Origin of the sequence: Pseudonocardia kujensis (genome assembly GCF_021283305.1) — a bacterium.
Lineage (GTDB): Bacteria > Actinomycetota > Actinomycetes > Mycobacteriales > Pseudonocardiaceae > Pseudonocardia > Pseudonocardia kujensis.
The window spans coordinates 1-10628 of the sequence record NZ_JAJSOK010000122.1 but is presented as its reverse complement, the minus strand read 5'-3'; the positions used below and the strand labels follow the sequence as shown (position 1 = coordinate 10628).

The window sequence follows — 10628 nt, the reverse complement described above, 5'->3', positions numbered from 1 at the left end:
GGTGTGAGTGTTGATCTGTGGAAGGACCAACTTCTCTACCGGGGTCCTGCGCCCGTTCCGGGTCAACTCACCGTCGTCGGCGTGTCGCCCCGCCACCACCGCGCCGCTACTGAGAAAGGCTCAATGCACCCATGGGCGGGTCGTTCGCGCGTTATGGAACCATAGTGCGCCCCTCGGCGGGTCGTCGCGCGTTACGGGACCACAACGCGACCTTCGGGCGAGTCTCCGCACGTCACGGCTCTCTGGCGCGATTCGGGCGGGCTCTTCGCGCAGTTTGGCTCCATGACGCGATCCCGGGGCCCGCTTCTCCGCGTTATGGTTCCATAACGCGGTCTCCGAGCAGGTTTTCGCGCGTTATGGAACCATAATGCGGTTCGGTTCGATCAGACGAGGCGGTCGCGCAGGGCGGTGAGCTCGTCGTCCGTGAGGCCGTTGGCCTGCAGCCAGCCCACGGCGCCGCCGTCGCGCTCGTCGAGCGTGGCCAGGACCTGCTCCATCGCGACCGCCCGCGGGCTGTGCCGGTCGATCTCGTCAGGCCCGGGCATCTCCTCGCCGGACAGCGAGGTCCAGCGCCGGAACATCGCCTCGATCTTCGTGGCGGACAGCGCGTAGTCCTCGACGACGGCCTCCCGCTCGACCCCGACGGCGTCGAGCACCATGGCGACCAGGGTGCCGGTCCGGTCCTTGCCGGCGGCGCAGTGCACGAGCGCGGTCCCGTCCGTGGTCGCGAGCCTACGGACGGCGCCGACGACATTGGGCCCGCGGTCGCGCAGGTAGCCGAGGTAGTTGGCGACCATGGGGTGGACGTCGTCGCCGACCTCGGGCAGCTCGCGTCCGGACTCGGGGATGAACGTGAACTGCACGGTCTCGACACCGGCACGGGCGAGCTCGGTCTCACCGCGCTCGGCGATCTCGCGGTCGGTCCGCAGGTCGAGGATCAGCCGCAGGCCGAGGCCGTCGACGAGCTGCCGGACGTCGTTCGGGGTCACGTGGTCGAGGGACTCGCTGCGCAGGAGCACCCCGGAGCGGGTGTGCCCGCCGCCGACGAGCGGCAGGCCGCCGACGTCGCGGATGTTGCTGAGGCCCTCGAAGCGCAGCCAGCGGTCGGCGGGGGTGGTCGGCACGGCGGCGTCGGTCACGACCCCACGGTAACGGCGGCACCTCCGGCTCGCGGGTGACCGACGCCTCACCCCAGGAGCTTCTGGCTGCCTGCCTGCGCGATCGTGAGCGGGTCGGGGAGCGTGGCGAGTCCGTCCTCGGGGGCGAGCACCGTGAAGTTCATGAGGACCTCGCCGTCGCGCACCGCGATCATGACGACGTCGAAGCCCTCGCCGCCGACGCGCCAGCCGGTCGCCTCGTCGTGGCCCAGGTCTGCGCGCAGGTCCTCGGCGGGCGCGATCGCGGCCGGCCGCCCGTCGACGTGGCCCTGCGAGCAGGACATGCCCGTGATCGACGCGCGATAGGCCTCGGCGGCGCTCGCCTCGTCGCCGTAGACGCTCACGGTCTCCTGGACCAGCCCGTCCGGGCGCTCGGCGGCGGCGCCGACCCGCACGGCGTACGGGAACTGCGCGACCACGCCCGGCCCGCCGCACAGCGCCGGGGTCGCCGGGTCCGGTCGCGGCTCCTCCCCCGCCGTGAAGCCCGGCCCGATCTCCGCCGGTGTCAGCAGGAAGGGGCGCAGGCCGTCGGCGGCGGCGTCCATGCCGGGGTCGGCGACCGGGGCTCGCGACGCGCCGCCCGACGAGACGGGGCGCGGCGGGGCGACGGGTGCTGGCTGCGGCAGGACGTCCTGCGTCGCGGCCCTCTCCGCCGCCGGCGCCGCCGGCGCCGGCGTGTCGACGCGGGAACCGGCGGAGGCCGTGCCGCACGCGCCGGCCGCGAGGACGGCGCCGAGGACGGCGGCGGAGAGGACGGCGGGCAGGAGTCGCATGCCGGGAAGTCTTCGCCGGCGGGGGCGCCGGGTCGGGGAGGCCAGCACCACCTCCGTGCGGCGGAGGCATGTGCATCAGGGCCCTGAAGGCGCAGGATCAGGTGGTGATCCCCGACGAGACCCCCGTCGGCCGCGCGATCGACCTGCTCGCGGACCGGGACCCCGACGCCCTCGCCCTCCTCCACCCCGCGGGCACCACGACCCGCGCCGAGCTCGCCGCCACCTCCAGCCGGGCTGCGCGAGAGCTCGCCGCGCTCGGGGTGCGCGAGGGCTCGCTCGTGACGATCGGCCTGCCGAACAGCGCGGCCTTCTACGCCGCCGCCGTCGGCGCGTGGAAGCTCGGCGCGGTCCCGCAGCCGGTCTCGGCGAAGCTGCCGCCCGCCGAGCTGGCGGCGCTGATCGAGATCGCGGACCCGGCCGTCGTCGTCGGGCTGCCGACGCCGGACGGTCGGCCGTCGCTGCCCGCGGACTGGGTGCCCGACCCCACCCTGGACCCTGGCCCGCTGCCGCCGGCGGTCCCGCCGACCTGGAAGGCGCCGACCTCGGGCGGGAGCACCGGACGACCGAAGATCATCCTCGCCGGGAACGAGGGCCGGTTCGGGGTCGTCACGCAGGCGGCCGAGCGGCTGCGTCTCGAGGGTGAGGGCGAGGTCTTCGCCGTGACCGCACCGCTCTACCACAACGCGCCGTTCATGTTCTCCCTGATCAGTCTCCTGCGCGGGGGCACGGTGCTGGTGCTCGACCACTTCGACGGCGCCACCGTGCTCGAGGCCGTCGAACGGCACCGGGTGACCTGGCTGTACGCCGTCCCGACCCTGATGGGCCGGCTGCTGCGGCTGCCGGAGGAGGTGCGGGCGGCCGCCGACGTCTCCTCGGTGCGGACGCTGCTGCACGTCGGGGCCCCGTGCCCGGAGCACGTCAAGCGCGGCTGCCTCGAGTGGTTCGGGCCCGAGACCGTGCTCGAGCTGTACGCCGGGACCGAGTCGCAGGCCAGCTGCATGATCGACGGCGTCGACTGGCTCGCCCACCCGGGTTCGGTCGGGCAGGTCGTGTCCGGCGAGATGCGGATCGGCGACGAGGAGGGCCGGCCGCTGCCCGTCGGTGAGGTCGGCGAGGTGTGGATGAAGGTGCCCGAGTCGCCGTACCGGTACCTCGGCGCCACCGCGCGGGGCCGCGACGGCTGGGAGTCGCTCGGCGACATGGGCCGTATGGATGCCGAGGGTTACCTCTACCTGGCCGACCGGCGCAGCGACATGATCCTGGTCGGCGGGTCCAACGTGTACCCGGCCGAGGTGGAGGCGGCGCTCGACGCGCACCCCGCCGTGCTCTCGTCGTGCGTGATCGGGCTGCCCGACGACGACCTGGGCTCGCGGGTGCACGCGATCGTGCAGCTCGACGCCGCGGCGGGCGAGGTGTCCGACGAGGACCTGCGTTCCCACGTCGCCGCGCGCCTGGCCCGGCAGAAGGTGCCCGCGACGGTCGAGCGGGTGGATTACCCGCTGCGCGAGGACACCGGCAAGATGCGCCGCTCCGCCCTCCGCGCCGAGCGGATGCCGGGCTGAGGCGCGGCGCGACTCGCGGGGGGCCGGAGCCCGACTCACGGGAGGCCAGAGCCCGACTCGCGGAACCCCGGTCCCGCGAGTCGGCACTTTCGAGCCACCGCATCACACATCTCCGTCGTGTCCCGGGAACGCACACTCGGTGGCCCGGAACTGCCGACTCACGCTGCCGAAACCACCGACTCGCGCTGCCGAAACCCCCGACTCGCGCTGCCAAAACCACCGACTCGCGCTGCCAAAACCACCGACTCGCGCTGCCGGAACCGCCGACTCGCGCTGCCGGAAGTGCCGACTCGCGGGGGGCCAGGGCGCGGCTCGCGAGCGCCTCAGGTGGTGGGGCCGCGGCGGAGGGCGGCGGGGAGCATCCGAGCGCCCTCGCCCCCGGCGGCGGCCCGGTCCTCGGGGTTCATCAGCCGGCAGCGGGCGAGGGAGAGGCAGCCGCAGCCGATGCAGGAGTCGAGCCCGTCCCGGAGGGCGACCAGGGCGTCGATCTGCTCGTCGAGCCGACCCCGCCAGGTCTTGGACAGCCGCGTCCAGTCGGCCTTGCTCGGCGTGTGGTCGGCGGGGAGCTCGTCGAGGGCGGCGCGGACGTCGTCCAGCCCGATGCCGATGGAGCGGGCGGCCCTGATGAACGCGAGCCGCCGGAGCACCCCGCGCTCGTACCGGCGCTGACCGCCCGACGTCCGGGTGGCGCTCACCAGCCCCTCGCGTTCGTAGAACCGCAGTGCCGAGTGCGGGAAGCCGCTGCGCGCGACCACTTCCCCGATGGTCAGCAGGTCCTTGGCGTGCACGGCGCCCCCCACAGCTGAAGCTCGATTCACGTCCACCCTACGCGTGGGTAGCGTCCGGTCGCGCGCGGTGACCGTTCGTCGCAGGAGACGCGGAACACGTTGCCGGTGGACGGCGCGACGAACGGCCGCGGAGCAGCGGCGACAGGCAGCTCCAGGGGTTGTGTCCGAGGGTTCACGATCCGTAGTGTCGCCGGCAGTCATCACGGTCCGATCACGAGCGGACGATGGAGCCGGAGTCCCCGACCGGCTCCCCGGGACCCCCGACCCGGGTCCGCCCGAGCCGGACCGTGACGTGCACGAGAAGGCGAAAGGCTCAACACCTTGGCTGGCCACCGCTCCCCAGGCGGCCGGCGTGTCACCGGAGACCCGGCTCCCCACCGGGTCCCCGCGAAGCACGCCGCCAGGCACGCGACCGCCCCCGGTCGCGCTGCCCCCCGGCGCACCGTCGCGTCGACGACCGCCGCCGTCGGCGCCGCGTTCGGCGTCCTCTCGACGGGCACGTTCGCGGCCGTCACCTCCACCGGCGTCCCGGCGATCGCCGACGCCGCAGAGACCTCCACCGCGGCCACGCAGCTGACCGCGAGCTCCGAGGCCCTCAAGGCCGACCCGGCCGACGTGCCGCTCACCGGCGCCCACCTGAGCCCGGTGGCCTACTCGGTGGCGGGTGTGAACAACGGCGGCGACACCGCCCAGGAGGCCGCGGCCGAGACCACGGACACGGAGCTGGCCTCGCTGGACAAGGCCGGCCGGATCGCCGACCAGATCGCGGAGCAGCAGGCGAAGGAGGCCGCCGCCGCGGCGGCCAAGGCCAAGCTCGACGCGCTGATCGCCCAGGGCGGGGTCGACGGCTGGATCGCCCAGGCGCTGGAGATCTGCGATCTCCCGCAGGACCTCGCACCGGGCGTCAAGAAGGTCATCATGGCGGAGTCCGGCGGCAACCCGCGGGCGATCAACCTGTGGGACTCGAACGCCCGCTCCGGCAACCCCTCACAGGGCCTGATGCAGGTCATCCCCGCGACCTTCCGGGCCTACGTCCACCCGAGCCTGGCCGGTCGCTCGATCACCGACCCGGTCGCGAACATCACCGCCGGCGTCCGGTACATGATCGCGAACTACGGCATGGACACCCTCGAGGCCGGCGGCCGCAGCAACAGCGCGGGCAGCTACGTGGGCTACTGATCCCGGCCACCGGGACGAGCCGGCCGGGCCCCGCCGCGCGGGTTCCGGCCGTGCGGCTTAGAGTACGAACGACCCGGATCGTCACCGATGGTGACGGGCCGGCCACGCCTCCCCCTCGCCCCCGCTCCCGCCGCGGGGCCCGCCCGGAGTGCCCCCCGGGGCCGGACGGGTGTACGAGGTGGGCCGGAGGAGGCGACAGCGGAGGGACCGGATGACAGCGATGCGGCCCGATCCCGTCGAGCCCACCTCCGGTCCCGTCCCGCACGTCCCGTCCGCCGTCGCCGCGGACACCGAGCGTGCCCGCCGGTTCCGGCCCGAGCTGCAGGGCCTGCGCGCGCTCGCGGTCCTCCTCGTCGTCGCCTACCACGTCTGGTTCGGACGGGTGTCCGGCGGCGTCGACGTCTTCTTCGTGATCTCCGGCTTCCTCATCACGGGGCAGCTCTTCCGGTCCGCCGCCCGCGGCAGGCTCCGCTTCCGGCCGATGTGGGCGCGCCAGGCCGCGCGGCTGCTGCCCGCGGCGTTCACGGTGCTGCTCGCCTGCGCGGTCGCCGGCGGCCTGCTGCTCCCCGAGGCCCGCTGGCAGCAGACGCTGCACGAGCTCTTCGCCTCGGCGGTGTTCCTGGAGAACTGGCGGCTCGCCGCCGACTCGGTCGACTACGCGGCCCAACACAACACCCAGAGCGTGGTCCAGCACTTCTGGTCGCTGTCGATCCAGGTGCAGTTCTACATCGTCTGGCCGCTGCTGATCGCGCTGGTCGCGCTGGTCGCCGGCCAGGCCCGGGAGCGGCTGCGCGCGCACCTGCTGCTCACGCTGAGCGGCCTGTTCGCCGCCTCGCTGACCTTCTCGGTCGCGCTCACGATCACCAACCAGCCCCTCGCCTACTTCCACTCGCTCACGCGCGTGTGGGAGTTCGCGCTGGGCGGCATGCTGGCGCTGACGATCGACGCGATCACGCTGCCCCGCCGCTGGCGGATCGCGCTCGGCTGGCTCGGCGTCGTCGGGCTGGTCGCCTGCGGCGCCCTGCTGCGGGTCGACGCCGTGTTCCCCGGCGTCGCGGCGCTGTGGCCCACCGGTGCGGCGTGTCTGGTGCTGGTCGCGGGGATGACCGGCAGCCGGATCGGGGCCGATCGGATCCTCGCCTCGCGGCCGGCGAAGTACCTCGGCGACCTGAGCTACGCGCTCTACCTGTGGCACTGGCCGGTGCTGATCTTCTTCCTGGTCGTGCGCGACCAGGAGACCGTCGGGCTGCGCGGCGGGCTGGCGATCGTCGCGGTGTCGGTCGCGCTCGCGGTGCTCACCCACCATCTCGTCGAAGAGCCCATCCGGCGCGCGCCGCTCACCGACCGCGCCCGCTGGCGGGGCGCGGCGGCCGGGCTCGCGGTGGTCCTGCTCGCCGGCGGCGTCTGGCAGTTCGAGGCCGCCCAACGGGCGAACGAGACGGCGACCGTGGGCGACCCCGACCACCCCGGCGCCATGGCCGTGCACGCCGGCTCGATCGACGACGTCGACCCGTCCGTCGAGCTGATCCCGCCGATGGTCACCGCGCCCGACGACTTCTACCAGTTCCCCGGCTGGGCCTGTGGCCCGATGACCCACTACCCGACGGCCGAGGCCTGCACGATGCCCCGGCCGGACCCCGCGGTCCCGCCCGCGAAGCGGATCGTGGTCGTCGGCGACTCGCACTCCCAGCAGTACACCGCCGCCCTGGCCCCGGTCGCGCAGCGGAACAACTGGGAGCTGGTCGACATGCTCAAGGGGGCCTGCCCCTTCTCGACCGCCTCCGAGGTGGACCCGGCCAACCTGGACTGCCTGAACTGGAACGCCGCGGTGGTCGACGAGATCGCCGACCTGCACCCCGACGCCGTGTTCACCCTGGCCAGCCGGGACGTCCGGGCCGGGGTCACCGAGGTCACCCCGCCCGGCTTCGTCGCCGCCTGGCAGCGGATGAACGAGCTCGGCATCCCGGTGATCGCCGTGCGCGACAACCCCCGCTTCGACCAGTCCTTCAGCCCGCCGAACTGCCTGCAGCAGCGCGGCCGGGGCGCCCCGGAGTGCGGCTTGCCGCGTGCGGACGTCTACGGGCCGATCCCGCCGTACCAGCTGGCACCGGACGTCCCGCCGAACGTGACCTTCCTGGACTTCTCCGACCACCTCTGCGACGCGTCGCTCTGCCCCGCCGAGATCGGCAACGTGCTGGTCTACATGGACTTCAACCACGTCTCGGCCACGTACATGACCTCGCTCGCCCCGGTCATGGAGGAGCGGCTGCACCAGGCCCTGGGCTGGTAGGGCGCCTACCCCACCGGCCGGGCCCGCCGGCCGTGCACGGCCACGACCTGTCCCCGCCGCAGCTGGGCGCCCCGGCGGGTCTCCGCGCGGCCGTCGACCATGACCTCGCCGGCCTCGACCAGCTCCCGGGCGTGCACGCCGTCCTCGGCGAGGCCGGAGAGCTTGAGGAACTGTCCGAGCCGGATCGGCTCGGTCGCGATCGGGACGTCCTGGATCGGCGTGGCTGCCATGGCCCCGATCCTCGCACCCGGGTGTTTCGCCGTGGACCCTCCCTGCTGAGTGAACGTTCGTTTAGTGTGCCGGACGTGACCTTCGCCAACCGCGTGACCCAGCTGCTGGGCGTCGACGTCCCGATCCTGCAGGCCCCGATGGGCTACATCGCCAAACCGCGGCTGGTCGCCGCGGTGTCCGAGGCCGGCGCGATGGGCCTGGTCCCCGGCTCGCTGGGGACCGAGGAGGTGCGCGCGGACATCCGCCGCACCCGTGAGCTCACCGACAAGCCCTTCGGCGTGAACCTGCCGCTGGCCTTCGTGAAGGACCCGGCCATCGTCGACATGATCGTGGAGGAGGGCATCGGGTTCGTGACGACGTCCGCGGGCTCCCCCACCGCCCACACGCCGCGGCTGAAGGAGGCGGGCCTGACCGTCTTCCACGTCGTCCCGTCGCTGCGCGGCGCGCAGAAGGCGATCGAGGCGGGCGTCGACGGGCTGGTCGTCGAGGGCAGCGAGGGTGCCGGGTTCAAGGCGCCGCGCGAGGTCTCCTCGATGGTGCTGCTCCCGCTGGTCGCGGCGCAGGTCGGGGTGCCCGTCGTGGCCGCGGGCGGGATCGCCGACGGCCGGTCGATGGCCGCCGCGTTCGCGCTCGGCGCCGAGGGCGTGCAGATGGGCACGCGGATGGTGGCGACCGAGGAGTCCCCGGTGCACCAGAACATGAAGGACGCCGTGGTGGCGGCCACCGAGACCGACACCATGCTGATCAACAAGCACAACGGCAAGCAGGTCCGGGTGCTGCGCACCGAGGCCACTGCGCCGTTCGAGATCACGACCGAGGGCGACCCGATGGCCCTGCTCGGCACCATCCACGGGCTCTACCGCGACGGCGACCTCAACGCGAGCCTCGCGCAGCTCGGCCAGGTCGCCGGCCGGATCGGCCGGGTCGAGCCCGTCGCCGAGATCATCCGGCGGACGGTGGCGGAGTTCGAGGAGACCCTCGGCGGGCTGGCCGAGCGGTACCTCGAGGGCGCCTGAGATCAGGTCGCGCCGCCCCGGACCAGTTCGTCGGTGTCCGCGGGCGGCTCCGGCTCGGGCCACCGGCCGTACCGCCCGACGAGGACGGCGACCACGAGCAGCCCGGTCAGCGGGAGCACGATCTGCCGCCAGGGCCAGCCGTCGCCGGCCAGGGCGGCCCGCGCCGGGTCCAGCGGATCGACGACGACGTCGACCGCCTCGCCGACCCCGAGGTTCTTCCGCGGGGTGATCACCCGGACCGGGCCGCCGAACCGGGCGGTGTCGACCTCGACCTTGTCGGCCCGCCCCGGTGCGGTGTGCCGGACGGCGACGACGGTGGCCCGGTCGAGCTGGCCGCGCACCCCCAGCACGTGGTCGTCCCAGGCCGCGGCGGCGGCGGTCTGGAGCACCGCGGCCGTCAGCACCAGCCCGGCGACCCGGACCAGCAGCACGCCGTACCACCGCAGGCTCCCGACCCGCCGCGCGTCCACCGCGGGTCCTCGTCGGGACCCCGGTCGGGCGTTACCCGACGCGGGTGTCGTCTCCGGGAGCCGACTCCCCCGACCCCGTTGACGGGCCGGGGCCGCGGGGCGCACCGTCGGAGGATGGCTGCACCGACGACGTCCGCACCCGCCGCCCCGTCCGACGCGGCATCCGACCCCGCCAGCGGGGGGATGTCCTCCTTCGAGCCCACCCAGGAGGGCATCGCCCTGCCGCGCCCGCCCGAGTTCGCGACCGTCGAGGAGGAGCGGCTGCACCGCAAGCAGCAGCTCGCCGGCGCGTTGCGGATCTTCGGCCGGTTCGGGTTCGGGGAGGGCGTCGCCGGGCACATCACCGTGCGCGACCCGGAGCACGAGGACATGTTCTGGGTGAACCCCTTCGGCATGTCCTTCCGGCACATCCGGGTCTCCGACCTGATCCTGGTCGACCACACCGGGGCCGTGCGGTACGGGAACAAGCCGGTGAACCGGGCCGGGTTCGTGATCCACTCGGCCGTCCACGAGGCCCGGCCGGACGTCGTCGCCGCCTGCCACGCGCACTCGGTGTACGGCAAGGCCTGGTCCTCGCTCGGCCGGCCGCTCGACCCGATCACGCAGGACGCCTGCGCGCTCTACGAGAACCACACGGTGGTCACCGAGGGGGCCGGTGCCGTGGTCGTGGACGCGGAGGCCGGCCGCCTGCTCGCGAAGGGCCTCGGCGACAACGCCATGTGCTTCCACCGCAACCACGGGATCTTCACCGTCGGGCACACCGTCGCCGAGGCGGCGTGGTGGTTCGTGAGCACCGAGCGCAACTGCCAGGCCCAGCTGCTGGCCGAGGCGGCCGGGACGCCGACGCTGGTCGACCCGGCGAACGCGCGCTTCACCCGCGAGCAGACCGGCGGGCACTACGCCGGCTGGTTCGCCTTCCAGCCGCTGTGGGACGAGATCGTCCGGACCGACCCGGATCTGTTCGACTGACGGCGGACGAGTGACCACGGCGAGGACCCCGGCACGCGCCGGGTTCCCGGTCGCGGCGTGACCTTCCACCCGGGTGACTCGAGTCGAGCGAGCGATGTGGAGTGGGGCGACGAGCCGCGGCCCTGCACGGCGCGGTCCGCGAGGCCACCGACGTCTACCCCGCCGGCGCGGTCACGGTCCACCAGGAACCCGG

10 protein-coding genes are annotated in these 10628 nt (G+C 73.9%); 5 read left to right on the top strand and 5 right to left on the bottom strand.

The genetic code is table 11. The features are described from left to right. Positions 1 to 383: 383 nt before the first annotated feature. Together LWC35_RS38060 and LWC35_RS38055 are read right to left on the bottom strand one after the other, a co-directional pair. Entirely contained in the window at positions 384 to 1139 is a 756-nt protein-coding gene (locus tag LWC35_RS38060; RefSeq protein ID WP_232875418.1) for a tyrosine-protein phosphatase, read from the bottom strand. Between the two features lie 47 nt (positions 1140 to 1186). Next, complete coding sequence (locus tag LWC35_RS38055; RefSeq protein ID WP_232875416.1) at positions 1187 to 1930, bottom strand: hypothetical protein; 744 nt, start codon at positions 1928 to 1930, stop codon at positions 1187 to 1189. Positions 1931 to 2034: 104 nt separating this feature from the next. Between LWC35_RS38055 and LWC35_RS38050 the strand changes: the two genes are divergently transcribed. Continuing rightward, positions 2035 to 3492: an AMP-binding protein gene (locus LWC35_RS38050; RefSeq protein ID WP_232875414.1), complete on the top strand. Its 1458-nt coding sequence runs from the start codon at positions 2035 to 2037 to the stop codon at positions 3490 to 3492. Between the two features lie 323 nt (positions 3493 to 3815). Here LWC35_RS38050 and soxR read toward each other — a convergent pair whose 3' ends face one another. Beyond that, the gene (soxR, locus tag LWC35_RS38045) at positions 3816 to 4280 is read right to left on the bottom strand and encodes a redox-sensitive transcriptional activator SoxR (RefSeq protein WP_232875412.1); all 465 of its coding nucleotides are present in this window, start codon (positions 4278 to 4280) and stop codon (positions 3816 to 3818) included. Positions 4281 to 4601: 321 nt separating this feature from the next. Between soxR and LWC35_RS38040 the strand changes: the two genes are divergently transcribed. Together LWC35_RS38040 and LWC35_RS38035 are read left to right on the top strand one after the other, a co-directional pair. Next, positions 4602 to 5459, top strand: coding sequence for a transglycosylase SLT domain-containing protein (locus LWC35_RS38040; protein WP_232875411.1), 858 nt, complete (start codon positions 4602 to 4604; stop codon positions 5457 to 5459). Between the two features lie 211 nt (positions 5460 to 5670). Further along, on the top strand, positions 5671 to 7749 hold the full coding sequence (locus tag LWC35_RS38035) for an acyltransferase family protein (protein ID WP_232875409.1): 2079 nt from the start codon (positions 5671 to 5673) through the stop codon (positions 7747 to 7749). 5 nt (positions 7750 to 7754) lie between these two features. Here LWC35_RS38035 and LWC35_RS38030 read toward each other — a convergent pair whose 3' ends face one another. Next, positions 7755 to 7979, bottom strand: a complete 225-nt coding sequence (locus LWC35_RS38030; protein WP_037042737.1) for an RNA-binding S4 domain-containing protein — start codon at positions 7977 to 7979, stop codon at positions 7755 to 7757. Positions 7980 to 8054: 75 nt separating this feature from the next. On the opposite strand from LWC35_RS38030, the gene LWC35_RS38025 reads away from it, so the two are divergent. Next, a complete protein-coding gene (locus LWC35_RS38025) occupies positions 8055 to 8996 on the top strand; it encodes an NAD(P)H-dependent flavin oxidoreductase (RefSeq protein WP_232875408.1) in 942 nt (313 codons plus the stop codon). 2 nt (positions 8997 to 8998) lie between these two features. Here the strand turns inward: LWC35_RS38025 and LWC35_RS38020 are convergent, their stop codons facing one another. After that, positions 8999 to 9466 carry a hypothetical protein gene (locus tag LWC35_RS38020; RefSeq protein ID WP_232875406.1) on the bottom strand — a complete coding sequence of 156 codons (468 nt, stop codon included), beginning with the start codon at positions 9464 to 9466 and terminating at the stop codon, positions 8999 to 9001. Positions 9467 to 9580: 114 nt separating this feature from the next. Here LWC35_RS38020 and LWC35_RS38015 point away from each other — a divergent pair, with 114 nt between their 5' ends. Then, a complete protein-coding gene (locus LWC35_RS38015; RefSeq protein WP_232875404.1) occupies positions 9581 to 10435 on the top strand; it encodes a class II aldolase/adducin family protein in 855 nt (284 codons plus the stop codon). The last annotated feature ends 193 nt before the right edge of the window (positions 10436 to 10628 follow it).

Bases quoted from the DNA above. Each gene is read 5' to 3' on its own strand.
- LWC35_RS38030 (WP_037042737.1), bottom strand. From the start codon at position 7,979: ATGGCAGCCACGCCGATCCAGGACGTCCCGATCGCGACCGAGCCGATC.
- LWC35_RS38035 (WP_232875409.1), top strand. From the start codon at position 5,671: ATGACAGCGATGCGGCCCGATCCCGTCGAGCCCACCTCCGGTCCCGTC.
- LWC35_RS38055 (WP_232875416.1), bottom strand. From the start codon at position 1,930: ATGCGACTCCTGCCCGCCGTCCTCTCCGCCGCCGTCCTCGGCGCCGTC.
- LWC35_RS38015 (WP_232875404.1), top strand. From the start codon at position 9,581: ATGGCTGCACCGACGACGTCCGCACCCGCCGCCCCGTCCGACGCGGCA.